Source organism: Galactobacter caseinivorans, from assembly GCF_003640665.1.
GTDB lineage: Bacteria > Actinomycetota > Actinomycetes > Actinomycetales > Micrococcaceae > Galactobacter > Galactobacter caseinivorans.
The window spans coordinates 594,985-615,725 of sequence record NZ_QQXL01000001.1; the positions used below are offsets into that span (position 1 = coordinate 594,985).

33 protein-coding genes are annotated in these 20,741 nt (G+C 63.3%); 5 read left to right on the top strand and 28 right to left on the bottom strand.

Going from position 1 to position 20,741, the window contains the following annotated elements; genetic code table 11:
* Positions 1 to 39 precede the first annotated feature (39 nt).
* The 24 genes from DWQ67_RS02770 to DWQ67_RS02885 all read right to left on the bottom strand — a co-directional run bounded on the left by DWQ67_RS02770 (position 40) and on the right by DWQ67_RS02885 (position 13,766).
* Complete coding sequence (locus tag DWQ67_RS02770; protein WP_121484031.1) at positions 40 to 1,296, bottom strand: replicative DNA helicase; 1,257 nt, start codon at positions 1,294 to 1,296, stop codon at positions 40 to 42.
* Between the two features lie 31 nt (positions 1,297 to 1,327).
* Positions 1,328 to 2,134, bottom strand: coding sequence for a hypothetical protein (locus tag DWQ67_RS02775; protein ID WP_121484032.1), 807 nt, complete (start codon positions 2,132 to 2,134; stop codon positions 1,328 to 1,330).
* A 25-nt stretch (positions 2,135 to 2,159) separates the two neighbouring features.
* On the bottom strand, positions 2,160 to 2,867 hold the full coding sequence (locus DWQ67_RS02780) for an HNH endonuclease (protein WP_121484033.1): 708 nt from the start codon (positions 2,865 to 2,867) through the stop codon (positions 2,160 to 2,162).
* A 432-nt stretch (positions 2,868 to 3,299) separates the two neighbouring features.
* Positions 3,300 to 3,476: a hypothetical protein gene (locus DWQ67_RS13695; RefSeq protein ID WP_158595340.1), complete on the bottom strand. Its 177-nt coding sequence runs from the start codon at positions 3,474 to 3,476 to the stop codon at positions 3,300 to 3,302.
* Complete coding sequence (locus DWQ67_RS02790) at positions 3,473 to 3,844, bottom strand: hypothetical protein (protein ID WP_147433595.1); 372 nt, start codon at positions 3,842 to 3,844, stop codon at positions 3,473 to 3,475. Before DWQ67_RS02790 ends, DWQ67_RS13695 begins: the two co-directional genes overlap by 4 nt.
* On the bottom strand, positions 3,834 to 3,986 hold the full coding sequence (locus DWQ67_RS13700) for a hypothetical protein (protein ID WP_158595341.1): 153 nt from the start codon (positions 3,984 to 3,986) through the stop codon (positions 3,834 to 3,836). Before DWQ67_RS13700 ends, DWQ67_RS02790 begins: the two co-directional genes overlap by 11 nt.
* Positions 3,983 to 4,219 (bottom strand): hypothetical protein, encoded by a 237-nt coding sequence (locus tag DWQ67_RS02795; RefSeq protein ID WP_121484036.1) that lies wholly within the window; start codon positions 4,217 to 4,219, stop codon positions 3,983 to 3,985. Before DWQ67_RS02795 ends, DWQ67_RS13700 begins: the two co-directional genes overlap by 4 nt.
* A 178-nt stretch (positions 4,220 to 4,397) precedes the next feature.
* Complete coding sequence (locus DWQ67_RS02800) at positions 4,398 to 4,781, bottom strand: hypothetical protein (RefSeq protein ID WP_147433596.1); 384 nt, start codon at positions 4,779 to 4,781, stop codon at positions 4,398 to 4,400.
* A 402-nt stretch (positions 4,782 to 5,183) separates the two neighbouring features.
* Positions 5,184 to 5,789, bottom strand: a complete 606-nt coding sequence (locus DWQ67_RS14300; protein WP_121484039.1) for an HNH endonuclease signature motif containing protein — start codon at positions 5,787 to 5,789, stop codon at positions 5,184 to 5,186.
* A 266-nt stretch (positions 5,790 to 6,055) separates the two neighbouring features.
* On the bottom strand, positions 6,056 to 6,292 hold the full coding sequence (locus DWQ67_RS02815; protein ID WP_121484040.1) for a glutaredoxin domain-containing protein: 237 nt from the start codon (positions 6,290 to 6,292) through the stop codon (positions 6,056 to 6,058).
* Between the two features lie 99 nt (positions 6,293 to 6,391).
* On the bottom strand, positions 6,392 to 7,018 hold the full coding sequence (locus tag DWQ67_RS14305; protein WP_121484041.1) for an HNH endonuclease signature motif containing protein: 627 nt from the start codon (positions 7,016 to 7,018) through the stop codon (positions 6,392 to 6,394).
* Positions 6,939 to 7,421 carry a single-stranded DNA-binding protein gene (locus DWQ67_RS02825; protein WP_121484042.1) on the bottom strand — a complete coding sequence of 161 codons (483 nt, stop codon included), beginning with the start codon at positions 7,419 to 7,421 and terminating at the stop codon, positions 6,939 to 6,941. The genes DWQ67_RS14305 and DWQ67_RS02825 overlap by 80 nt, the downstream gene beginning before the upstream one ends.
* 3 nt (positions 7,422 to 7,424) lie before the next feature.
* A complete protein-coding gene (locus tag DWQ67_RS02830; RefSeq protein WP_121484043.1) occupies positions 7,425 to 8,156 on the bottom strand; it encodes a hypothetical protein in 732 nt (243 codons plus the stop codon).
* Complete coding sequence (locus DWQ67_RS02835) at positions 8,153 to 8,995, bottom strand: PD-(D/E)XK nuclease-like domain-containing protein (protein WP_158595343.1); 843 nt, start codon at positions 8,993 to 8,995, stop codon at positions 8,153 to 8,155. The genes DWQ67_RS02830 and DWQ67_RS02835 overlap by 4 nt, the downstream gene beginning before the upstream one ends.
* 103 nt (positions 8,996 to 9,098) lie before the next feature.
* Positions 9,099 to 9,314, bottom strand: coding sequence for a DUF3039 domain-containing protein (locus DWQ67_RS02840; protein WP_121484045.1), 216 nt, complete (start codon positions 9,312 to 9,314; stop codon positions 9,099 to 9,101).
* Entirely contained in the window at positions 9,311 to 9,535 is a 225-nt protein-coding gene (locus DWQ67_RS02845; RefSeq protein WP_121484046.1) for a hypothetical protein, read from the bottom strand. Before DWQ67_RS02845 ends, DWQ67_RS02840 begins: the two co-directional genes overlap by 4 nt.
* Positions 9,532 to 10,125, bottom strand: coding sequence for a hypothetical protein (locus tag DWQ67_RS02850; protein WP_121484047.1), 594 nt, complete (start codon positions 10,123 to 10,125; stop codon positions 9,532 to 9,534). Before DWQ67_RS02850 ends, DWQ67_RS02845 begins: the two co-directional genes overlap by 4 nt.
* A complete protein-coding gene (locus DWQ67_RS13710) occupies positions 10,122 to 10,292 on the bottom strand; it encodes a hypothetical protein (protein WP_158595344.1) in 171 nt (56 codons plus the stop codon). The genes DWQ67_RS02850 and DWQ67_RS13710 overlap by 4 nt, the downstream gene beginning before the upstream one ends.
* Before the next feature lie 277 nt (positions 10,293 to 10,569).
* Positions 10,570 to 11,310 carry a phage antirepressor gene (locus DWQ67_RS02860; RefSeq protein ID WP_121484049.1) on the bottom strand — a complete coding sequence of 247 codons (741 nt, stop codon included), beginning with the start codon at positions 11,308 to 11,310 and terminating at the stop codon, positions 10,570 to 10,572.
* A complete protein-coding gene (locus tag DWQ67_RS02865; protein WP_121484050.1) occupies positions 11,307 to 12,233 on the bottom strand; it encodes a hypothetical protein in 927 nt (308 codons plus the stop codon). The genes DWQ67_RS02860 and DWQ67_RS02865 overlap by 4 nt, the downstream gene beginning before the upstream one ends.
* 525 nt (positions 12,234 to 12,758) lie before the next feature.
* Complete coding sequence (locus tag DWQ67_RS13715; protein WP_158595345.1) at positions 12,759 to 12,935, bottom strand: hypothetical protein; 177 nt, start codon at positions 12,933 to 12,935, stop codon at positions 12,759 to 12,761.
* Positions 12,932 to 13,171 (bottom strand): hypothetical protein, encoded by a 240-nt coding sequence (locus DWQ67_RS02875; RefSeq protein ID WP_121484052.1) that lies wholly within the window; start codon positions 13,169 to 13,171, stop codon positions 12,932 to 12,934. Before DWQ67_RS02875 ends, DWQ67_RS13715 begins: the two co-directional genes overlap by 4 nt.
* A 132-nt stretch (positions 13,172 to 13,303) precedes the next feature.
* Positions 13,304 to 13,522: a MerR family transcriptional regulator gene (locus DWQ67_RS02880; RefSeq protein ID WP_121484053.1), complete on the bottom strand. Its 219-nt coding sequence runs from the start codon at positions 13,520 to 13,522 to the stop codon at positions 13,304 to 13,306.
* Position 13,523: 1 nt separating this feature from the next.
* On the bottom strand, positions 13,524 to 13,766 hold the full coding sequence (locus DWQ67_RS02885) for a helix-turn-helix domain-containing protein (RefSeq protein ID WP_121484054.1): 243 nt from the start codon (positions 13,764 to 13,766) through the stop codon (positions 13,524 to 13,526).
* A gap of 95 nt (positions 13,767 to 13,861) precedes the next feature.
* Between DWQ67_RS02885 and DWQ67_RS02890 the strand changes: the two genes are divergently transcribed.
* From DWQ67_RS02890 to DWQ67_RS02900, 4 genes are all read left to right on the top strand, one after another.
* A complete protein-coding gene (locus tag DWQ67_RS02890) occupies positions 13,862 to 14,101 on the top strand; it encodes a helix-turn-helix domain-containing protein (RefSeq protein WP_158595346.1) in 240 nt (79 codons plus the stop codon).
* Positions 14,102 to 15,093: 992 nt separating this feature from the next.
* Entirely contained in the window at positions 15,094 to 15,813 is a 720-nt protein-coding gene (locus DWQ67_RS02895) for a site-specific integrase (RefSeq protein WP_147433597.1), read from the top strand.
* Positions 15,814 to 16,316: 503 nt separating this feature from the next.
* Complete coding sequence (locus DWQ67_RS13720) at positions 16,317 to 16,493, top strand: hypothetical protein (RefSeq protein ID WP_158595347.1); 177 nt, start codon at positions 16,317 to 16,319, stop codon at positions 16,491 to 16,493.
* A gap of 9 nt (positions 16,494 to 16,502) precedes the next feature.
* Positions 16,503 to 17,060 carry a GNAT family N-acetyltransferase gene (locus DWQ67_RS02900; protein WP_121484057.1) on the top strand — a complete coding sequence of 186 codons (558 nt, stop codon included), beginning with the start codon at positions 16,503 to 16,505 and terminating at the stop codon, positions 17,058 to 17,060.
* Positions 17,061 to 17,110: 50 nt separating this feature from the next.
* Here DWQ67_RS02900 and DWQ67_RS02905 read toward each other — a convergent pair whose 3' ends face one another.
* Genes DWQ67_RS02905 through DWQ67_RS02920 form a run of 4 tightly spaced genes read right to left on the bottom strand, consistent with a single transcriptional unit; the run spans position 17,111 to position 19,730 of the window.
* Positions 17,111 to 17,431 (bottom strand): holin, encoded by a 321-nt coding sequence (locus DWQ67_RS02905; protein WP_121484058.1) that lies wholly within the window; start codon positions 17,429 to 17,431, stop codon positions 17,111 to 17,113.
* Between the two features lie 9 nt (positions 17,432 to 17,440).
* Complete coding sequence (locus DWQ67_RS02910) at positions 17,441 to 18,682, bottom strand: peptidoglycan DD-metalloendopeptidase family protein (RefSeq protein WP_121484059.1); 1,242 nt, start codon at positions 18,680 to 18,682, stop codon at positions 17,441 to 17,443.
* Positions 18,679 to 19,110 carry a hypothetical protein gene (locus tag DWQ67_RS02915; RefSeq protein ID WP_121484060.1) on the bottom strand — a complete coding sequence of 144 codons (432 nt, stop codon included), beginning with the start codon at positions 19,108 to 19,110 and terminating at the stop codon, positions 18,679 to 18,681. Before DWQ67_RS02915 ends, DWQ67_RS02910 begins: the two co-directional genes overlap by 4 nt.
* On the bottom strand, positions 19,107 to 19,730 hold the full coding sequence (locus DWQ67_RS02920) for a hypothetical protein (protein ID WP_121484061.1): 624 nt from the start codon (positions 19,728 to 19,730) through the stop codon (positions 19,107 to 19,109). Before DWQ67_RS02920 ends, DWQ67_RS02915 begins: the two co-directional genes overlap by 4 nt.
* 294 nt (positions 19,731 to 20,024) lie before the next feature.
* On the opposite strand from DWQ67_RS02920, the gene DWQ67_RS13580 reads away from it, so the two are divergent.
* On the top strand, positions 20,025 to 20,633 hold the full coding sequence (locus tag DWQ67_RS13580) for a hypothetical protein (protein WP_147433598.1): 609 nt from the start codon (positions 20,025 to 20,027) through the stop codon (positions 20,631 to 20,633).
* Positions 20,634 to 20,741: the final 108 nt, after the last annotated feature.

Consider the following 20,741-nt stretch of genomic DNA (forward strand, 5'->3'; position numbering starts at 1 on the left):
CCCCGGTGTGCGGGGCTTGGGGTTGCTGGGGGGGTGTGGTTAGGCGGTGGCTTCGTCGATTCGGGAGTACCAGCCGCGGAATTCGGCGGTGAGTGATCCGGTTCGGCCGCGCCTGTTTTTGGCTACGGCCATGCCGATTTCGTATTGCTTGTCTCCGGGGAATTCGCGGTGGAGGAGCAGTACGACGTCGGCGTCTTGTTCGATTGCGCCGGATTCTCGGAGGTCACTGATTTGGGGGCGGCTGTCTTCGCGGTTGGTGGATCCTCGGTTGAGTTGGGAGAGGACGATGACAGGGACGTTCATGTCGAGGGCGAGGATTTTGAGTTCGCGGGACATGGCTGAGACGAATTCGTGGCGGGGGCGTTTGTCGCCGGTGGGTGGGTTCATGAGTTGGAGGTAGTCGACGACGACTCCGGCGAGCGGCTTCCTGCGGCTCACTGAGCGCACGAAACGCTTGATGTCGGTGATGGTTGCTCCGGGCTTGTCTAAGACCGCTAGAGGCCGCTCTGAGGCCGTTCTGAGCCATGCTGAGACTTTCTGCCAGTCGCGCTCGTCAAGTTCTCGGTTCATGAGCTTGTTCATGTTGATCTCAAGCTCGGAGGACATGAGCCGCATGTTCACGTCGTCGCGGTTCATTTCGAGGGACACGAACGCGACCGCGCCCTGGGCGACGAGAGTCTGGGCGAGCTGCACGGCCACAACGGATTTGCCGACGCCCGGCCTGGCTCCGACGACGTACACAGCGCCGGGGAGTAGCCCGGTGATGAGTTCGTTCATCGATGGCCACGGGGTGGGGATGGCGGTGACCTCGGAGTCGAGCATGTCGATGGTGCCTGGGAGGGTGTCTGCCAGGAATTCGACGGGCTGTGCGCGGGCGGACGATTGGGCGTTGTCGATGTCTTTGCGGACGACCTCAACGATCTCTGGCATGTCGCCGCCAGCGTCCACGAGCTGTTTGGCTTTCGCTCCGGCGCTGATGAGCCTGCGACCGGTGGCGGCGTCTGCGACGATGCCCGCGTAGTAGTCGGCGTTCTCCCAGACGGGGGTGTCGGTGACTGCCTGGTGGAGCATGGCGGGGTCGTAGCGTTCGCCTGCTGCGGTGAGTTCCCCCATGACTGTCACGACGTCTACTGGCTTCCCGGCGGTCTTCATGGCCTGGCAGGTTCGGTGCACGGTCTCGTAAATGGGGTGGTGGTAGTCGGCGGGGTTGAAGTCGAGCTCGTCGAGGATCTTGCCGTTGGAGAGGAGAACGGAGCCGAGCACGGAGCGTTCTGCAAGGTCGAGGTCTGTGGCCATGAGGTGGCTCCTTCGGTGTGTGGGGGTTGAGTTAGTCCCAGAGGGCGTTGCGGGCGGTGGTGGTGGTTGGTTTGGATTTCCTGAGCCATGACGAGAACGCGGCGTTCCAGGAGGCGCATCGACGGTCGTGGGTTTCTGCGTGGAGTCGGAAGCTGGTTGCTTCGTCGTCAAGGGCGAGGTTTTTTTCGGTGGCGTACTCGGAGTGCTTTTGGGTGGGTGACCAGTTGGCTGGGATGGCCGTCTCCGGCTTGCGTCGCGTCGCCTTCCTTGGAGGCTGGGAGGTGTTTCGGGTGCGTTCTGAAATCCCCCCCACACCCCCTAGACCTTCTTTAGAAGGTCTAGTAGCTGTAGCTGTAGCTGTAGGCAGGGGGAAGGCTTGGGGTAAGGCTTGGGGTAAAGCTTCCCCTAAACCTTGGGGTAAGCCTTCCCCTAAAAGTGACCCCATATCGGCCCCTTCAAGCTTCAAGATCGAGGCCACCCGCTCGACCCTGAACGCAGCCCACTCGGGGTACTCATGGGCAAGCTTTTGAAGCTCCCGGACGATGACCTTCTGGATGCCCTGGGACGCAACAGCACCGAAGCTGTTGGCCATCGACACGGACAGCTTCGGGTTCTTCAGGAGCCCATCGTGGCGGAGGAATGACCTCACCAGAACCTCGTCAGACTGCCCGTCGATGTAGATGAACCTGGCGGCCTGCAGCGCCGTCCCAGCCGCTTCAACCATGTCCGCAGTGACTCCGGTGCTCATCATGGCCAGCCGCTTCGGGTTCCAGTCGCACACGCCCGCGTACGACAGGCCGGGGTGGGTGAGTAGCAGCTCGTACAGCCACTGCTCCATTGGGCCTAGTGCACGCCAGTCCTGGCTAGACCAGATCGCCGTCTGAATGTTCGCTCTGTCCCTGGGCAAGTTCCTCCTCCTTTCGTTTTTTGTAGCCGGAGTTCCATCCCCAGCGGTAGTTCTGATCGAGTGCTTCGTCTACTTCTGCCTGCGTGAAAGTGCGCACAGTCTGCTCGGAAAGATTGTCCGGTGTGCGAATGTCATTCAGTCGTCTCCAAATAATTCCCGCCATGTAACTGAACTTGGGGTAGTCGCCCTTCAAGCCAGGCTTCACCATCGCAATCTCAATGGCCTCGTCCAACAACTCGAACGGAACGCCCATCCCATGCCAACGGCGAATAGAGGCACGCCAGTTGACAGGGCGAGGGGATGGCTCGCTCGTTGAAGGAGAAAACCAAACTTTCCAGGCGGCATCGAAGTCATCTATGTACTGAGCAGACTCCTGGAAGTTCGCCCGAAGGGTGGTCATCTTGTCAACCATTTCGAGGGCGTATGCGGCAGCTTGAGCACCCACGGCCTCTAGGATTGGCGCGTCTGCTGGCATTGAGGACTTGCCGAGGTTGCAGTCCTTGCAGGCGGCAACGAGGTTGTCTGGTTTGTTGCTGCCGCCGAGAGCGACGGGGATGAGGTGGTCAACGTGGAGTGTCACGTCAGGTGCTTTGCCGCCGCAGTATTGGCAGGTGTGCCCATCTCGGCGGAGGATTTCGAATCGGAGTCGTTTGGTGATTGCCATGGGGCTAGCTTCTCCTTCCTTTGGTGATTGCCAAAAGGCGTTATCCACAGGCCCTCTCAGGAGGTCTGATTATTCGGTTTGCAGTGAATTTCGGCTCATATCGGACGGTTTATGCATCCGTGATGCCACATATTTCGCCGTAATATTGCGGCTTTATGCGGCGAAAAACCGATATCCACAACTTCCTGGGGGTGTGGGGAAGGCCGCCCCAGTGTTGGGGCGGCCTTAGGTGGTTTTGGTGTGGGGTGCGCTCACTCCACGTCCCGGACGGTCACGAGGTCGGTGGGGTTGAGTGCGTAGCTTGTGAGGCCGAGGCGGATGGTCGTAGCTGTGTGGCTGTGTCCCACCTGGTGCAGAACGCCTCGTCCGAAGCTTTTGAGCCAAACGACGCGCCCCACGTCCGCCCCACTGAGCGTCTGTGCTTCCCTGGTCTCAGCCATGGTCGGCCTCGATCCAGAGGGACAGGTCTGCCAGCGCCTCTTGGTATCCACGGCGGCGCTCGGGGTCGTACCCGGTAGGCGCGCTCCTGCGTGATGCGGCCTCGCCTAGCGTGAAGATCCGGTCCATTATGCGATCGCGCACGGCATCGGCTTCGGTGGTTGGTGTCATGACTGATCCTCGATCCGGTAGGGGTTCAGCGGCTCGCCTGCGTGACGCCAGTGGTAGTGGGCGCCGTTGACCTCGGGTGTTGAGTGATCCCAGGCGGCCCTCGCACCCTCTTCCCACGCTTCCGCTTTCACGGCGCGGTGACGGTCGGCGATCATCTCGTCGAGCAGTTCGGGTAGGGCGGCGAGGACGGCGTCCATCACCTTGAGCGGCACGTGGGCCCGGTACGCCTCGTAGTCCGCGGTCGGGCTCTGCCATCCACAGTCGAGGCAGTAGATGCCCTCGGCGTCGTACCGAACCTCCGCACACGGCTTGTACGCGGCCACTGCGAGCACGGCCAGGCGCTCACGCATCTTCTGGTCAGGCATCATCTGCCGCCTCCCTGAGCGCCTTCGCCGCTACCTTGCGGGTGTAGGTGGTGAGCCATGCGTCCCATTCGGCGGGTGTGATGCCGTCTGGGCACTGAGTGGCTGCCAATTGCACGTCCTCGGTGCTGGGTGTCTGGTCGGTCATGGCTGGTCCTTTCGGGGATGGAGCACTGTGAATGGGGCGAGGTCGGCGATTTCACGTGCGGTGACTTCGGAGTCGTCGCCGTAGGAGCGGTACCAGTAGCCGTGTTGTTCGCCCCAGAATCGGTAGATTCCGCCCTGCTGCCACGCGTGACCGTTGCGGTCGAGGACAACTGCTCCTGCCGGCAGGCTGTCGAGGAGGGCGGCGCCCTTCTTGGCCCTGATGACCGGCTTCATCCCCGCCCCTTCCTTCCGTTGTGCAGGAGGGGGCGGTAATCCCATCCGGTCGGTGCACCTGGCACGTCGGCGTCCCACCGGCGACGTTCCACCACGGTGAGCCACCGCCAGCCGTGCGTGTGGGTGTCAACGGGGTGCCAGGCGAACCATTTGTGCCACGGACCTTTGTGGAAGATGCTCACGCCTTCCCCTCCTCGTCGAGTAGGGCGATGGTGGGGCAGGGGTAGGCGACGACCTTCCCGAAAAAGCGCCCTGCCCGGTGCTGCCAAGAGCATTCGGAGCAGATGGTGTCGCTGGGCTCAATGTCCACGGGGCGGTGCAACGCCCTGATCCCGTTTTCTAGCGCGATGACTCGTGCGGCGAGGTCGGGAGCGGCGGCGGCGAGGGCGCGGTCTTTGTCTTTCTGTGCGATGTCCGCAGCCCGTTCCTGTGGGTGGTTGTAGCCGTCGATTTTCGTGTATCCCACGAGAGCTACAACGCACGGCTCGAGTTGGCTCCATTGGTCGCTCCATGGTCCTGGTGTGGTGCCGGTGAGTAGGTTGCGGGGGTTTGGGGTGGTCATGGGGTGCGCTCCTAGTAGTCGTTGGGGTTGTAGGTGCCGTGGTAGACACATCGGGTGTCGTCTTGGCGGTGTGTGTCGCCGGGTTCCCAGCCGTAGTAGCTGTGGGTGGGCGGGCTGGTGGACCATTCGCATGTGCACCCGTCGCGCGCGCTGTCGTGGCAGTTGTCGGGGCAGTCGTGTGGTTCGTGGTCCTCGCACAGGTCGTGAGTGTCACTCATGCGGACCTGGCTTTACTGGTGATCCTGTACCGGTCGCCGCGTGCGATGGCGTGGTCTCTCTGCTCACGAGCTGCGGCCGCCATGAGCGCGGCCTCCGACGTGTGGCAGTCGCAGTCGAGCCTTTTGAAGCACATGTCGCCAAGCCCGGTCTTGCAGCACTTGGCTTTGCAATCTCGATAAGGGTTCATTTGGGCTGCACCTTCGCCATAGGGACGTGTCGCCACGTGATTCCGCGGAGTAGCTGGGACATAGGAGTTTGTGTGAGCCCATATTCATTCGCGAGTTGAGCAGAGGTGCACCCGCCTTCCGCGAACCGTGCGCGGATCTCGGACACCTGGGCTTCGGTTAGCTTGGCTGCCCGGTGCTTGGAGCCGCGTGCGCTGCGGCCGCGCCTAACCATGTCTCCCACGTTCTCTGCGTCCGTTCCCGGTTGGAGGTGTGATGGGTTCACGCATGGAGGGTTGTCGCAGGAGTGCCTAAGGACCTTTCCTGCTGGGATCTCTCCGACGAGGTACTCATAGACGACCCGATGGGCTCGCGACGGATGGCCGCGGTGGGAGACTTTGCCGTAGCCTTGCCGATCGCGAAATCCTTGCCATATCCAGCACTGATCTAGCGGGCGGTCAGGGACATTCCGGCGGAGGATCTCTTCGTCGCTCCGAGGCACTGCCTTCGGGAGTACGGTATGGGGGCTGCCGTGGCGTTTAATCCGCGTGTGATGCATCCTGCATAAACCTTGGGTGTATGCGGGTTTAGCGCAGGCGTCAATTTTGCATGGGCGATCGGCCATCAGTGATTCCTAGAGACAAGGAGGGGCCCACCAGTCGGCGGGCCCCTCGGGGTTTGTTAGCGGTTGTGTTTGCGGCGGGCCAGGTAGGCGTACACGGCGAGTGCGAGGCAGGTGAGTGCTGCGGTGGCCTCAAACATTCTTGAGGTCGTCCCGTACCGCCCACCCGGCTTTGTGCCCGAACCACAGCACGTAGATTTCTTCGGTGGTGACGGTTTCCACGACGCCATCCCACCCTTCGAGGAGGTGGGTTACCTTGTCGCCGCGCCTCACACGAGGCCTTTGATGCGGGTGGGGTCGAAACCGGACCATGACTCGACTTGCCCGCCGCGCTCTACGACGACGACGGGCGCGGACATGTGACCCAATGCTTTCGCGGCTTCGAGGTTCGCGCCGGTCAGTAGCGCCGTCGTGTACGGCGTGCCCTGACGGTCGAGGGCCTTCTTCGTCATGTCGCACTGGACGCACGGCGGGCCCGGCGGTTTGACGTACACGGTGACGGTCATGTGTTGCTCCTTGGGAAATGCGAAAGCCCCGGCGGTTGCCGAGGCTTGGGATGCCTATCGAAAGCCGATAGGCCGGGCTAGGTTCTTGTAGGTTTCGACTCAGGTGAGAATGCGGCTGGCGCTGCCATTACGCTGGGGCTTCTCGCGAGCCAGCAGAAGATCGAAAGGCATTGGCTTGCCGGAGTTTCGCTTTCTCCACAAGTAGCGAGCGCGGGAAAGGCTCACACATTTCGAGCATCTGTGGCCGATCCTCTGATTTCCCATCTTGTCGCGACGGTGAGGATCTTCCACTAGGAATCTGTCTGGGTGGCCGTTGGCACAGACGCCCAGCGGCCAGTCAAGACCGCCAGTCCTGCGCGCATTCTCGAAGTTGGTCAGCACGCGCAGGTGGACAGGATTCACGCACGTCCTGTTCTTGCAGAGATGGTCGAGGGTGTGCCCGACAGGCACAGGTCCATTCAGCAGTTCCCAGGATGCGCGATGGGCGAGCACTACATGGCGCTCATCCTTGTTCTGCCACCCGATCTGCGCATACCCATGAGAAGCGACGGAGTAGGAGCTGATCCAGCATTCGCCGTCTGGGACCCACTTTGAATGCGCTCGCTCGCGTACACGGATTGGGATTAGGATCGCATTCCACGGCCTCCTAGAAGGGCACATCTGATGCCCCTGCCGCTCCACCCCAGCCACCGTTGCCACCGCTAGCAGGCTGACGCCACGCGTCATTGCCCTGCTGCTGCGGCTGGGACTGCTGGCCACCAAAGCCACCACCCTGGTTGCCGCCACCGTTGCCCTGCTTCTGGGTCTTCTCAAGCTTCCGCAACTGCCGCAGGACCAGGTATGGCTTGGAGCGCTTCTGTCCATCCTGCTCCCAATGCTGGGTCTCTAGGCGGCCTTCCACGTACACCTGATCGCCCTGGCGCAGCTCGGCGCCACGCTCGGCTAGATGCTCCCACCCGGCAGCGTCCACGAAAAACGTCTTCGTGGTCTCCCACTGCCCGTTGTTGTACTTGGAATCGTTGAAGGCGAGCCGGAAATTCGTCACCGACTTGTTCTCGTTGCCGATTCCGTGTCGCGTCTCGGGGTCGCCAGTGAGTCCGGCGATACCGGAAATTGTGGGGATAGGCATGGGTCAGTTCTCCTTGTTCGTGGTCGCCAGCGCCTTGATGCTGTCGAGTTCTTCGGTGGTGGCGCCAGCGTTCTGCCGGGCGGTGTAGTGGGTGCGCAACCCGTCAACGGACATCGTTGCGAGCTGCTCAGGGGGGAGCGCGGGGTCATCGTCAGGCGCTTCCTCGATCACGTCCTCTTCAAGGAGCGCCGCAGCGGCAGCGGGTGCCGGGGTATCCGTCCGCGTCCCGCGAACCTTCCCCCAAGCGGACTCGTCGCCGAACTCTTCCGGCGTGTACACCACACCGTTGAGCGCGTCGGATGCGCCTTGCCTTGCAACCTCACTGATCGCACGAGAGCGGAGCATTGCCGCGGGGTACGACTTCCACGTCGGGGTGTTAAGCCCGGCCTTCCGGGCCTTGTCCATGTCCCAGCGCGCCTTGAACTCAAAGTCCGGGTCATCGGCCCGGATCAGCGTCGCCTCCGCGTATGTGTCGTCACCGACAACGCGCAGCTTGTGGCCGGCCCGGCGAATCAGCGTGGCCATGAGGTCGGCGGACGCGGTGGGCTTCCCGTTGATGACATGGATGCTGGTGATCGCGTTGATCGGTGGGATGCCAAGCGCTTCGGCGTACTCAATGGCGAACAGCAGGTTGTTGGGATTGCGTTGGTATGCCTTGGGGAGCAGGTTGGAGCCTGCCATGTTCTCGGCGTAGGCGAGCTTGTCGCTGACGCCCATGCGTACTAGGTCGGTCATGAGTCCTCCAATTGGGATTGTTCTTGGCGTGCCAGCCACGGGGGCAGGCTGATACGGGATGAGGTGGGGTATCCGGGCCACAGGCCAGTTCGTTCGGATTCGGCAAGCCTGGCGAGTGCGAGGGCGTTGAGGGCGCGTCCTCGGTCGATGTCGTCGCGTCCGTCCTCGTCCAGCATGTTCGGGTCAAACTCGATCCATGAGACGAGGTGCGGGTATTCCTTCTCGACGACGACGAATGCGAACGGCAGGGTCTCGCCGGTTACCGCTTTGATGCCGTCGATGTAGTGGGCGGCTTGCTGGTGGTAGCGGAACTTCCCGGCGTCTCGTCCCCACTCGTTCGGTTCGGCGGTGTTCGCGGTTTTGAGGTCCACGATGAGGCCGGGCCTGAGCGCGTCGGGTCGGCATTTGAGCATCCGCCCGGTTTCGTGCTCCCAGAAGATGGAGCGTTCGGGTGTGTGTCCGGTGAATGCCTTGGCCGCCAGGGGGTGATTCATGACCGCGTCTTGCATGGCCTGCACTGCGGCGAACTCGTGCGGGAGCAAGGGCGTCTTGTCTTCCGCGTAGGCCGCATTGCGGGCCTCTTTGGCTGCTTTGGTCAGGTAGTTCTCTGCGTCGATGATGGCCAGCCCGGTGAGGTCGCCTTCAAGGATGAGGGAGTGCGCGGCGGTGCCGAGGTCGAACGCCGTCTTGTGCTCTTGGGGGCGTTCTTGGGCGGCCTTGAACTTTGCTTGTCCGCCTGGCTTGGCGAGCGTCTTGAGCGACGTGGAGCCGAGTGCGGGGTCTGCGTGGTAGTCGGCATTTCGGATGCCGTCATAGGCGCCTGGAATGAAGCTGCTCATCGTCCGATCTCCTTGATTTTGTCGCATGTGGGGCACCACCAGGCGGTGACGGAGGGGTAGTGGGTGTCGCGGAGTTCGGTGCCGCATTCGATGCAGGTGACGGTCATTTCATGGCCTCCCAGATGGTTTTGCAGGCGGGGCAGAGTGGGAACCGGCCGGGGTCGGCGGAGGGCACCCACTGTTTGCCGCAGAGGGCGGTGAGTGGGGTGCCGAATACGTGGGCGTCGGTCATTTTGGTCTTGCTGACGTAGTGCTTGAACTTGTCGTGGTCGCCCGCGTCGGTGGGGGTGAGGGTTGGCGCTTCGAGGACGTCGCTCATGGTGTGTCTCCAATGAGTGAGGCCCCCGATTGTTCGGGGGCCTCGTCGGTTTTGTGGATGATGTCGTGGTCGTGGATGCGGGCCCTAGTGGTGGTGTCGCCGCGTTTGTTGGTGAGCTGGATTGGGCGGTCAAACCACCACCAATCGCCGTTCTTGGTGGCCAGCACGTCCACTTGGTTGCGCATCAGCCCACACGCCACCTCGTGGATGTGCGCCCTCACGCGAGCACCTCGAAACGGTCCCAGCCGATGCCGCACTGTCCGGCCAGCTCGACGCGCGTAACCTCCATGCCATCACCATCAGGCCATTCACCGCGCCAGTACCCGTCAGCGCCCAGGTTGACGCGCATCCACTCCTCGCCCAGCCAGAGCTTGATGACGGCCCCCGGCGTGGTCGGCAGCTCCGGCTCGGGCTCGGGCTCCGGGCGGGACAGGATCGTGATGGTGTCACCGAAGTTAGGACCGAACAGGAGCTCGCGCGTAGGTGTGTACCAGCCACTTGACAGGAGATCATCCGCCACGCCGGTTCGGACCACTGTGATGTCGTTCTGCGTGTACTCCACTCGCACCAGGTCACCCTTGCGAATGTCCTCGAACTTGGCGTCACGCTTGAACGGCTCCGGCTCGATGGTCAGGCCCACATGCTCAGCCAGGCGGCGGGCAAGGTCCGCTATGGCCTCGGGGGTGACCCATGCGGAGCCGGTCCAATTACCTTCTCTTTCCGTCATGAAGCTGAGGCGATCCATATCGCGCTCTACTACATGCAGGGAATCTCGGCTGTCGATGGTGCAGGTGTACTTGATCCCGTTCACAGGGTTACTCCTAGGTTGATGGCCCACGCGATGAGCGGGACGGTGATGGGTGAGGTGAGGGCGAGGACGCCCACGATGATGGCGGGGCGCGGATGGCGATCCAGCCAGTCCTCAACCGGGTCCAGGGCGTCCAAGGGTGCCGGGGCTTCCGGGGCGATGGGGTTCATCGGTACAAGCTCCCGGTCCGGTCTTCGGTGCATCTCCCACAAGGGCAGTCAGGGAATGCGGCGATCCGGCACGCCTTGCAGCGGCGCCGGCCATCCGAGGTGGCGGGGTGGAACACGTAGGTCATGAGCACCGCCATGTCCGGCGTCTCCGTGGACAGGCAGTCAGCGCACTGCAACGTGAGGCGCAGGCGGCCGTCCACACTGCGCTCCTCGGCGACGATCCCAGACACCCGGTTCGGGAGCGTCGGCAACGGTGCGGGAATTAGGGCCGGGACACTCATGCGGACAGCTCCAACGCCGGGGTCAGAGACGCACGCAACGCCTCCAAGCCCTTCACGGTGATGCGGATCGTCGGATCTGGGACTTCCATCTCACCCGTACGCTGATTCAGGAAAGCCGCTGACATCCGCTGCACTAGCCGCCCGTTGTCCACCTGCGACTGATACGCGTGCCAGCGGTTCCTAGCGCCATGCCTGTAAATCCAGCCGCGCTCAGCCATGTGCGTGAACAGCCGCGCGCGCCCCACCGTGATGTTTGGGTCACGGCTCAGGATCTTTGCCGCCTCATCCACCGCATAATCGCCATGCGCGCCAGCCATCGTGTCCCACGCCGACGCCCTCGGAGTGAGAGCAGCGACCTCCGCGTGCAGATCCTGGATCAGCTCCACCGACCGCTCCGCCAACGTCTTCGGCTGCTGGTATGAACCGGTCTTACGGATCGTCGGCAGGACCTCATGCGTGACCCAGCGCTTGAAGTCGCGGGCCTCTGGTTTGCGGCTCATGAACACGGCCTCATACATGCCCGCCTCGGTTACGGTGCGCGCGGACTGTGCTCGACCCATGCCGTCGATGACCTCAGCAGTGCTTAGGGCATCGGCGTCGAGGCGCTGAGCGACCATGCTCGGGTTGCTCAGGTCGAGCACCTTGCACAGGTCGGCAAGGACGAACCAGGGTTCGCCGTCTACGTCCAGGACGCGCACCGGGGTGTCGGCGTACGTGAACAGGGTGGGGGTGGTCATGCGGTTTCACTTTCTAGTTGGGTGTTCGGGACTGCTCGGAGTGCGTGGACCTTCTCGACGTGCCGCAGTGGTGCACCTTCTGGGCCCTTGATATGTCCAGGAATCCACTTGGGCCGGTGCACGTTCCGGCTCGGATACCACTGGTTTCGCCAGTGACCCGAGACCACCCAGCGATGATCGGTGGTGCGGCGCGGATCGCCAGACTTCGTGTGAGGCGTCGGCTCATACCGGCGCATGTCGATGACCGACACCAGTGCAGTGCGCTGCTCGCGAGGCTTCTTCGGGTGCGGCACGCGCACCTTCGTAGGTTTCACCGTCGTCAACTCGTTTTGCTGCATGAACAAGAACGCGGTCAGTAGCACGGTGGCGATCGCCCTCGGTGCGCCGTCCGCTGAAACTAAGTCGATAGGCTGGCCCTCAATTTTCACGGCGATTTCATCGTTGTGGACTAGGGGCAAGACCTTCGCATAGGACTCTTGTCCGCTAGGTAATTCGTCGAGTCCTTGCATGACGAGCCAGAGGCTGTCCGATGTGTCAATTCCCCTGGCGGTAAACCATGTGATGACACGAATGCCGCCGAAAAATCCTCGTGTCTCGGAGTCCTGCGAGGTCTGAGGTATCGCTGAGGAGAGCGCCAACATGCCCGATTCGGAAGGCAAATCAGACAAATGAAAGCCGCCCCCGGCGAGAGTTTTGGATGCCTCCATCACATTGCTTGTCGCCTCCGAGCCAAGCACGAAGAGCTTTGCTCTCTTCAAGGCCAGGCGCTCCATATCTGCCGCGAACCCTGCCTGTTCCGATCCGAAACCCTTGATCCCCGCCCACGAGGTTTCTCGAATAACCCGGCTCCTGACATCCCAGAGCGTCGTGCTCGACAGCATGCGGTCGCGGATCAGAGGTAGCGTCGATTGAGAGACCCTCATGAGGTCATCGGCCTGTTGAGTGCAGTATCGACCGCGCCTGCCATGAACCCGACGCCGTATTGCGCCCCCACCGTCTGGCCTAGTAGATATGCCTGCTCCGGTGTGATGTCAGACGGGAGGGGGTTGCGGGGCGGCCTGGCCAAACCAGGTGGCAGGAATCCATCAGTCTGGGACTCTGCTGTTAGCGCCCGAAGCTGCTTGCTCAGATCGCTGCTGGGGGTGGTCATGCGGTGCTCCTTGTTAGGTGACGATGTTGTGTCGCGAGTCGTGCGCGGCGGGATGCGAGGAAATCAGAGAGGGCAAGAACGTTGTGTTCGTCCGTGTGAGGTGCGCCGCGACCGGCGAGGGTGACAGACTCGGCGCCTGCCCGTTGCGCTTTGGTGGTGCTGTCCGGGTGCGCCTCACGCCAGTAGCACGTCGTACAGATTCCGCGCCCGTGAGGCGCAACCGTCCCCGGGAACTCAGCCACACGGGTTCCCTTACGACGCATCGGACGGGCGCAGTCGACGCAGACACGGAAGGCGCTCATGCGTGGGCCCTCGCGTCCTCGATGATGGCGAGCGCCTGACGCAGCGCGGCAGCGTAGTGGGCAGAAAACTCCGCCGCCTCCACATCACCGGCAGCACGCTGGGCCACCTCGTCCGCCTCAACCGACTCGGCCAGATCCTCGATCCGCTGCGCCGCCCTGCCGTAGCCGCTCATGCTCCGGCCTCCACGATCGCCACAGCATCACGGGCGGTGGTGTCAGCGTGGATGCCGAGGATCCGCAGCTGGTTCTCAAACCATGCGGACTCGCCCATCTCCTGGATGCGCGCCCGCTCAGCAGCGATCCCCGAGGCGGCACGCTTGGCAATGCGGTTGGCGAGGCGCTGCACCTTGCCCTTGCGGAGGCCCGGGTTAGCCTGAGCGATCCGCCTCTCATAGTCGGTAGTAGTCATGTCTCCTGCTCTCCCCAGGGCACGACTGATGGCCCTGGTGTCTGCGTCAGTGGCGAACCTCTGAGCGGTGGGGTGGGGTGTTTTTGGGTGCACAATGCCCGGCGACCGTAAGGTCGGGGGAGTGCGGTGGGGTTAGAAGTAGTCGATCTCTTCGCCGGGTGACGGTTCTGCTGGCTTGGCTTGCTGCTCTTTGATCCAGCTGTTCATGGCGTCAAGGTTGCCCTCGTCGAAGGCGATCCGGTTGCGTTCGAGGCGGGTGCAGATTCCGGTGATCCGGGCGAGCCGCTTGATTGTGGTCTTGGGGATGCCCAGTTCACGCGCCGCCTGCTCAGGGGTCAGGAAGCGCGGCATGTCAGGCGGCCGCCCTCACGTGCATCGGCACGTTGTCGGGAACGAACTCATCTAGGCCGACACCCAGGGCCACAGCGATGGCGATCAGTTCGCCCATGTAGAAGTCGGTGCGGCCGTTGATCTTCCGGTTGAACGTGGTCTTGGGGATGCCGACGGCTTCGGCAACGGAGGCGAGGGAGCGGTCATTGCGGGCGATAGCAGAGGCAACCTTGTCGGAGATCTGCTTGGTGTTGATGTGGTCCATGCGTTCCACTTTACGGCCCATATGGTCCGGTGTCAACCCGGATATCGTGCCAAGGGTGTCACTTTGCGGACCAAAATGGTGCTAACATGGACCGTATGGACCAGAGAACAGCAGCGCTGCAACAAGCCGCGCTAGAGCAGCTCCGTATCGAACGAGCGGCGAACAACCTCTCCTACATGGAGATCGCCCGCCGCGTGGAAGTCAGCGAAAAAACGGTGCGCCGTTACTTCGCAGGCGAGCGCGACATTCCAATGCCGACACTCTTGCAGATGCTGGAAGCCATGGGTGTATCAGTCCAGGCCTTCTGGGAGAGGTCGGTGGCACGAATCGCATAGTCGGGGGCTAAGTCCCAGCATGGCAACGAGGGCCGCTGCCTCGGTCAACATGACCGGGCGGCGGCCCTCAAGCTTCGCCCGTGCAGTGGCAGCAGTGACGCCCCAAAGTGTCGCGCACCCGTCGGCACCCAGTTGGATCGCCATTGCCATGTAGTCCTTCAATCTAACCCCTTCGTTCGAATACGTGTTCGAACAGTATGGCCCGTGGGGGTGTCAGTTTGCCAGGGCCGGGAGGACCTCAGAGCCCCCCATGGACAGGCCGTCCCGAGCCCTGAAAATCGCCCCCGAACTTGTTGGCCTCGCCAACACAGGTCAGATACGGGTCCGGTTTGTACCAAGGCAATTCCAGACACTTTCTCGGTTTTTGCGGACCGATTTGGTACAAAATAGGGGTAGATGGGCCTTTCAATTCCCCCCATCTCCACATCCCGTAGTGCAAAGGCCCCGGGGTCCGCTCGTTTGAGTGGATCCCGGGGCCTTTCGCTGTTCTACCCCGGAATCCTGCGGATAGTCAGGGGGCGCCGCTACGGTCCCAAGTGGACGTAGAAGGACACGGCACCCCAGAAAATTAGGGCCAATGTAGGGCCGCGGTTTCATGGCCCTCGGATCACGTAGGAGAGCACCATTGCAAGAGAGGCCAAACTGCCCCCGCGGCGTAACACCGGGCGCAGGGACCGTTACTGGCCGCGTGCTAATTTTAAGGGGCGCCAAGTTGAGCTGGGCGACTATTACTCAGTCCCAGACGCAGAGATTGCTCCAGCTATTGCGCGGGGAAAGCTCGCTTCCAACACCTTCGTGCCACCGACTGATGCGCGCAAAGCCGCCCGGCAGGAAGCGGCGCGGGCCGCCGCCTCGGCTACGCCAGACGCATACACGGTGGCGGGCCTCTAAGCGGACTGGATGGAATGGGGGCGCCGACGCGGCCTTAAGGAGGGTCGCTGTATTCGATGCGGTCGCGCTGGGACTCGAGGAGCCAGGAACGTTTCGCGGCTGTGGCTGTGCGCGACGTGACAGCTTCCATGGTGCGCGAGCGGCACGACAAGATCGCGGCGGAAGGCAAGCCGGGGTCGGCACGGGAGTCGCTGGCCGCCCTCTCTCAGATGTTCGCGTACGCCGCGGGAACGGCATGGCCGCTTCCGGCCGGCCATCGGGCGAGCGTCGACGAGAACCCGTGCCGGATTACTGCGCCGGGCCGGGGTAAGCCAGTGTGGGCGCCGCACCGTGAGGTGGCGACGCCTGAGGAGGTGGCGGACCTGGCGGGCCGAATGCCGCAAGGGGAGCGCCTGTCTGTATTGCTGGCCGCGTGGTGTGGAGTGCGCATTGGTGAGGTGCTCGGGTTGCGGCGCCGTGATCTCTGGACGGCCCCGTCGGTGCGCGATGGGGAGAATGAGGCGACGTTCTTGCGTATTGAGCGACAGGTGCAGTCCAAGGGTGGACTGAGGGAAGAAGCGCCCAAATCGCATGCGGGCACGCTCGACGTGCCTGTGCCTGCGGCGCTGGTTCCGGTCGTGCTTGCCCCCCTGTTGCACTGGGCCGGGAGGGGTGATGATGGGTTGCTGTTCCCGGCTGTGCGGCGCGGGACGCGTTGGTTCCACCCCAACACGCTGCGGAAGCGCTTCAACGCGGCGCGGGACGCGCACAACGTGGCGCAGGCGGGGGCTGAGCGCCCTCAGATGACCGGGTGTTCCACGATCTGCGCAAGACGGCACTGACGGCGGTGGGTTGGGCGGGGCGACGGGTGCGGAGCAGAGGCGTTTCGGTGGGCATGCGGACCTAGGGACCGTCCAGGTGTACCAGCGCGCCGGTCTTGATCGCTTGGCCCGCCTTGCTGATCTGATCAACGGGGCCGTGGAGCTTCCGGGGCAGGGTTTGGTGACGCCGATCCGGTGGGGGGCGTAGGCAAGCGCCGCGCTAGGACGGCCCCCGGGACGCACGAAACCGCCCCACCCGGGAAGGGCTGGGACGGGGGCGATGTCAGGCCGTGCGCGCTGGCACAGTTCCGCGTTTTTTCTTAGGATCCAGCCGAATCACCAGATTTTTCCTGTGACTAGTGTGATCTGTGCGTCCTGGCTTATTGAAATAAGTGGAAGCCGTGTAAGTTGGGAGAAGTACACGCAAGTACCAGACGGCACTGGCTGGTACAGGACAGTACCGCCCAAGGTGGCGGGACGAGCGAAGGGCCGGCTCAGAGGATAGGCCGCGAAGGAGGCAAACCATGGCGAAGCTTGAAGTTGTCCCCAAGACCACCTCCACCGTTGAACAGGACGGGCGATTCGTTGTTCCCGCACACGATGCGGAGATCGCACGCGTGATCAGGGAGCGTCGCAAGCAAGTTCTGACCCCTAGCCTCATCGAGAAGATCGAGCGGATGAAGCCCTCGTTCACCTTCTAGTCCACAACCATGGATCTAGCGTGGGTTGATGCAGAGGCGCGTCACCGTGAACAGCTGCAAGGGTTCACGTGCGCCGAAGAAGGGCGCAGATATCTGAAGAAGCGAGTCAAGCACTCGCCAGATGTGGTGGATGTCCCTGGGTACCCTGCCGCTGAGGTTCAGGGCTCACTGCGCGACATGCTGCCGCCCTATCATGAGCCGTGGCATCTGCGCCTGGGAGAGGCATACGGGTACTTACCCGGGGCCGCGTCATTCTTCGAGACAGAAGCCAAGATCGAATGGGTAGCGGTCAAACCGGATACCATGCTGGCTCATCTGCTGTGGATCGGTGTCGATCAGAACTTCCAGAGTCTCGGACATGGTCGTGTACTGCTGAATGACGCGATCCGTCGCGCAGGCGCCGTCGCACGACAGCGGGGACATGTGTCCATGGCCATCTACGCCAGCGTTCATCCTCAGAATGAAGCGGCAAGAAGCTTGTTCGAGAGCAGTGGTTGGGAACTCCATGAGGGAGACCCAGGCAGTGCCTATGTTGCCTACGTGCTCAAGGGTGAGCTCGCACGCTGACCCGAAACGACAGAAAGCGCCCCACCCGGTGAAAGGTGGGGCGCTTTGCGTTAGGCGGGGTGCTTGGCCGGGACGTCGTCGGCCGGGGCTACCTCGACAGGGTCAGGCTCGGTGACCTCGGCCTCGATCTCGGTGCCGGTGTCGCCGATCTGCTCGATGCCGATCCCCTGGTCCGTGCCCGCCGTGAAGGTGGGGTTGACGATGGAGGTCAGCACGGAGGCGAGGGCGGTGAGGCCCGCGGCGGAGAGGGACACTCGCCAGTCGATGTCTCCGAAGGTGAGGCCGGTGACGGAGACGACGGCAAGCAGCGCCTGGGCGAAGCTCTTGGCGGCGCGCTCGGCGGCGCCCGTGAGGAATGCAATGGTGAACATGGTGGTCCTTTACTTGAGGTTGGTCTTGCGCTGGCTGTTGAGGAAGGCGATCTCTGCGGCGCGCAACATGGGCCCGGCCACGGAGTCGATGACGCCGTGGTAGTAGCCGCGCTTGGCGAGGGTCTGCTGTAGGGCCTTGGTGGTCAGGCGGCCCCACTTGCCGTCAAGGGCGCCCTTGTAGGTGCCTTGGGCTTTGAGCCAGCGCTGGCGGCGCTGTGTGGCGGAGCGGTCCCGGTATCCGGCGACGGCCATGAGGGCATACCAGGCATCCGCGATTTGGGCTTTCGTGGCCTTGGCGGACAGGTTGGCGTCGGGCCACTTCTTGCCCGGGCTGGGCTTGGATGGCTTGGGTTTGGTGGCGGGCTTGGACGCACCGCCGCCGCCGCCTGCGGGCGCGGATCCCACGCTGATGCCGAAGCGCCGGAAGGCGCGGGCTGGGTCGTAGTGCGAGGATGCGTTACGCCAATCGGCCCACGTCTCAAAGTGCAGGTGCGGCGCGGTCTGATTGCCGCTGCGGTCGTTGTAGCCGATGACCTGCCCGGCGGTGACCTTCTGCCCGGCTCGCACGGTCGGGGTGACGTGGTTGTATCCCTGGGCTTCCCCGTCGGTGTTGCGGATCAGCACGCCGTTGCCGGTGCGGCCCGGCGCCCACGTGGAGCGGCGGTTGCCGGGGCGGACTCCGCGTGCGGTGCGCACGACGGTGCCCGCGAACATGGCCCTGACCGGCTTGCCTGTCTGCCCCGGGGAGGGTGGTGCGACGTCGATCCCGGCGTGACCGGTGTACCCGCCGGCGGATCCGTGCTTTTGGGTGTAGCGGCCCGTGAAGGGCGATACGGCGTGGGGCATGGTGTGTCCTTTCGTGGGGACGGCTGGCCACGGCCTCTCATCGTCACCAGCGGCGCCGGAGATGACGGAAACGTGGACGTGCTTTTGGTGGGGATTGGCGCCCATGTACGGGGTCCAGGCACCGTTTTCGACGCTGATCCGCCCGGCGCTAATGACGTATTTCACGCGGGGATCACGGGCGGCCACGAGCCGGTCCGCGAACGCGTGCGCGTCAAACACTCCCGGGTCATGGGTGAAATCGCGGGCGCGGACCACCCCGGACGCGTCGGGGTTGTGGTCCGAGGTCCGCGCCGCGTGCGCGCTGTCGCCCTTACCTCCGTCGCTGGCCGTGGACCTGGTCGGGTAGTAGGTGCGGATCTGCCCGAGCAGCTGCTCGAGCGCTAGTGCCATGCGCCATGCGGTCATGGTGTACCCCTGTCCTGTTGCAGTCGGAGGGTGGCGGCGTGGTCGGAGAGCTCGGCGTGTGCGCGGATGCGCCACGTCGCCACGGGCGGCGGGGCGGGTGCTGTTGGTGAGCCCCAGACGATCAGTCCGGCGCTGTACTGGTACAGGTCGTCGATGAGCTCTTGGCGGTCGCGGAGCGTGTCGTCGGCTTCGCGGGCCTGCCGGACGGCTTCGTCGCGCTCGGTGTTGGCGCGCTTCAGCTTGGCCTCGAGGGAAGTGACTTTTTCTTCCACGGTTTGGAGTCGGGTGAGCAGCCCGTCCAGGAGGGTTTTGGTGCTGGTGGTGTCTTTGTCGGCTTTGGTCTTGAAGCGTGCGCCCATCCAGCTCAGGAGGGCGGCGGCGATGACGCCTGCGGTGGTGAGGATGACGGGTAGGGAGTCGGGGGTCATAGGTCACCGCCAGGGTCTTCGGTGTGGTCTCGGGCCGTCGCGTAGGCCACCCAGAGGACTGCGAGGGAGTGGGTGGCGTACGAGTACACGGTCTGCAATCTGTCGGGGTTCCCGGTCTCCACAGCGGCGCCGATGAAGGGGGCGGAGCAGAGGATTGGGACGCAGATCGCGGCGACGGTGGCGAGGGTGCCGAGCCAGCGGACTCGGTGGAGGATTCCGCCCGCGCGGGTCCATTCGGACACTGAGCCGTTGTCGTTGGCGATGGCGATGTTCAGGGAGGGGTTGGAGGTGATGCGGTTGCGGATGGCGCGGCCGTTGCGGTTGGCGAGGTTCTGCGCGTAGGACGCGGTGACGATGCGGCAGTCTGGGTTTTGGGTGAGCACCCATACGGGGAAGTCGTTTGCGGCGCGCACGCTCTTGCCCTCCTGTGGGGGCATGCTGATGATGAGCCGCGAGTCGGGGGTGTTGAATGCCCGGACTAGGGCCGCGTCGATGAGGTCGAGTGCTGGGGTTTGCACGGTTTTGGGGTTGAGTTGGCGGGCCAGTGCGCCGGGGGTGTCCCATTTGGGGGCGGGCTTCTCGAACGCTTGGGCGGCGAGTTCGAATGCGGAGACGGCCATCGTGCGCCTCCGAGCATTGTTATCTGGCTGTGACGCTTGACCGTGTTTAGCAAGCTAAGATCAAACTAGTTACAGCGAGAGGGGTATGCATGACAGGGCAAGTGAAAAGAGCCGTGTGGGGTGTTTTGTTCGGGGCCGCAGTAGCCCTGGCCATCCTGTTGCTCCGTCAGGCACTGGGCGACGCACAATCAATTCAGAGCGGCATAATTTTCGCCGCTGGCATGGCGCTTGTAGGTGGAGTATGCGCAGGACTAGCCGGTCGGCGTCGATCCGATCGTTGAGTAAGGGGAAAGAATGTTCGCTATTAATCGCAAACTGACGGCATTGGCCACCGCGGGCCTACTGGCCGCCTCGCTTCAATGTGTCGCGCTTGCTCCCGCGTCAGCGGCTCCGGTCATGGCGCCAAACGCGGAGGTCGCCGCAGCCGCGGCCCGCCCTTCAGTGGCGGTGTCTGCCGTGCGAGACAAGAAGGGATCGCAACTATATTTCTTGTACAAGTTGAAGAACGCCACGGCCAAGAAAAACTCCAACGGGACGCTAACGATCCGAAACTCCGCCGGGAAAAGCATGGGTACAGCGGCCATCTCGGATTACAACTCCAAGCTAAAGCAGAGAATTACCGTGCGTTATGTGGTTGCATCTGGCGGTAAGAGTTTTAAGGCCTACGTAACGAAGATGCCGGTTTATGGCCGCCATGATCCTCGGCCGGTTGAGGTGGATCCCCTGGGCTCATCTTCGGCTCTGGTTGCACCGACTGCGGATTCGGGGTGTGCGCTGAGCAATTTGCTCTGGGGCCTCGGTGGCGGAGCCGTCTCGGGCATTCCTGGAGGCCCATTCGGGATCGCTGGCGGAATGGTCTTTGGGGCAATGTGGTCTGGCATTCAAAGCGCCAACACCTGTTAGGCGGCGCGGCGGCGGTCCTGGGGGCCGGCCACGGGTGTGCTCCTAGTCGATTTTGACGACCGCGCCGCATTCGGCGAGACGTCCGTGTGCGGCGGTGGCGAGTTCGGC

Excerpts from the sequence above, each read along its gene's own strand:
- DWQ67_RS02770 (WP_121484031.1), bottom strand. The coding sequence starts at position 1,296 with ATGGCCACAGACCTCGACCTTGCAGAACGCTCCGTGCTCGGCTCCGTT.
- DWQ67_RS02775 (WP_121484032.1), bottom strand. The coding sequence starts at position 2,134 with ATGGAGCAGTGGCTGTACGAGCTGCTACTCACCCACCCCGGCCTGTCG.
- DWQ67_RS02780 (WP_121484033.1), bottom strand. The coding sequence starts at position 2,867 with ATGGCAATCACCAAACGACTCCGATTCGAAATCCTCCGCCGAGATGGG.
- DWQ67_RS13695 (WP_158595340.1), bottom strand. The coding sequence starts at position 3,476 with ATGACACCAACCACCGAAGCCGATGCCGTGCGCGATCGCATAATGGAC.
- DWQ67_RS02790 (WP_147433595.1), bottom strand. The coding sequence starts at position 3,844 with ATGATGCCTGACCAGAAGATGCGTGAGCGCCTGGCCGTGCTCGCAGTG.
- DWQ67_RS13700 (WP_158595341.1), bottom strand. The coding sequence starts at position 3,986 with ATGACCGACCAGACACCCAGCACCGAGGACGTGCAATTGGCAGCCACT.
- DWQ67_RS02795 (WP_121484036.1), bottom strand. The coding sequence starts at position 4,219 with ATGAAGCCGGTCATCAGGGCCAAGAAGGGCGCCGCCCTCCTCGACAGC.
- DWQ67_RS02800 (WP_147433596.1), bottom strand. The coding sequence starts at position 4,781 with ATGACCACCCCAAACCCCCGCAACCTACTCACCGGCACCACACCAGGA.
- DWQ67_RS14300 (WP_121484039.1), bottom strand. The coding sequence starts at position 5,789 with ATGGCCGATCGCCCATGCAAAATTGACGCCTGCGCTAAACCCGCATAC.
- DWQ67_RS02815 (WP_121484040.1), bottom strand. The coding sequence starts at position 6,292 with ATGACCGTCACCGTGTACGTCAAACCGCCGGGCCCGCCGTGCGTCCAG.
- DWQ67_RS14305 (WP_121484041.1), bottom strand. The coding sequence starts at position 7,018 with ATGACGCGTGGCGTCAGCCTGCTAGCGGTGGCAACGGTGGCTGGGGTG.
- DWQ67_RS02825 (WP_121484042.1), bottom strand. The coding sequence starts at position 7,421 with ATGCCTATCCCCACAATTTCCGGTATCGCCGGACTCACTGGCGACCCC.
- DWQ67_RS02830 (WP_121484043.1), bottom strand. The coding sequence starts at position 8,156 with ATGACCGACCTAGTACGCATGGGCGTCAGCGACAAGCTCGCCTACGCC.
- DWQ67_RS02835 (WP_158595343.1), bottom strand. The coding sequence starts at position 8,995 with ATGAGCAGCTTCATTCCAGGCGCCTATGACGGCATCCGAAATGCCGAC.
- DWQ67_RS02840 (WP_121484045.1), bottom strand. The coding sequence starts at position 9,314 with ATGAGCGACGTCCTCGAAGCGCCAACCCTCACCCCCACCGACGCGGGC.
- DWQ67_RS13710 (WP_158595344.1), bottom strand. The coding sequence starts at position 10,292 with ATGAACCCCATCGCCCCGGAAGCCCCGGCACCCTTGGACGCCCTGGAC.
- DWQ67_RS02860 (WP_121484049.1), bottom strand. The coding sequence starts at position 11,310 with ATGACCACCCCCACCCTGTTCACGTACGCCGACACCCCGGTGCGCGTC.
- DWQ67_RS02865 (WP_121484050.1), bottom strand. The coding sequence starts at position 12,233 with ATGAGGGTCTCTCAATCGACGCTACCTCTGATCCGCGACCGCATGCTG.
- DWQ67_RS13715 (WP_158595345.1), bottom strand. The coding sequence starts at position 12,935 with ATGAGCGGCTACGGCAGGGCGGCGCAGCGGATCGAGGATCTGGCCGAG.
- DWQ67_RS02875 (WP_121484052.1), bottom strand. The coding sequence starts at position 13,171 with ATGACTACTACCGACTATGAGAGGCGGATCGCTCAGGCTAACCCGGGC.
- DWQ67_RS02880 (WP_121484053.1), bottom strand. The coding sequence starts at position 13,522 with ATGCCGCGCTTCCTGACCCCTGAGCAGGCGGCGCGTGAACTGGGCATC.
- DWQ67_RS02885 (WP_121484054.1), bottom strand. The coding sequence starts at position 13,766 with ATGGACCACATCAACACCAAGCAGATCTCCGACAAGGTTGCCTCTGCT.
- DWQ67_RS02890 (WP_158595346.1), top strand. The coding sequence starts at position 13,862 with ATGGACCAGAGAACAGCAGCGCTGCAACAAGCCGCGCTAGAGCAGCTC.
- DWQ67_RS13720 (WP_158595347.1), top strand. The coding sequence starts at position 16,317 with ATGGCGAAGCTTGAAGTTGTCCCCAAGACCACCTCCACCGTTGAACAG.
- DWQ67_RS02900 (WP_121484057.1), top strand. The coding sequence starts at position 16,503 with ATGGATCTAGCGTGGGTTGATGCAGAGGCGCGTCACCGTGAACAGCTG.
- DWQ67_RS02905 (WP_121484058.1), bottom strand. The coding sequence starts at position 17,431 with ATGTTCACCATTGCATTCCTCACGGGCGCCGCCGAGCGCGCCGCCAAG.
- DWQ67_RS02910 (WP_121484059.1), bottom strand. The coding sequence starts at position 18,682 with ATGACCGCATGGCGCATGGCACTAGCGCTCGAGCAGCTGCTCGGGCAG.
- DWQ67_RS02915 (WP_121484060.1), bottom strand. The coding sequence starts at position 19,110 with ATGACCCCCGACTCCCTACCCGTCATCCTCACCACCGCAGGCGTCATC.
- DWQ67_RS02920 (WP_121484061.1), bottom strand. The coding sequence starts at position 19,730 with ATGGCCGTCTCCGCATTCGAACTCGCCGCCCAAGCGTTCGAGAAGCCC.
- DWQ67_RS13580 (WP_147433598.1), top strand. The coding sequence starts at position 20,025 with ATGTTCGCTATTAATCGCAAACTGACGGCATTGGCCACCGCGGGCCTA.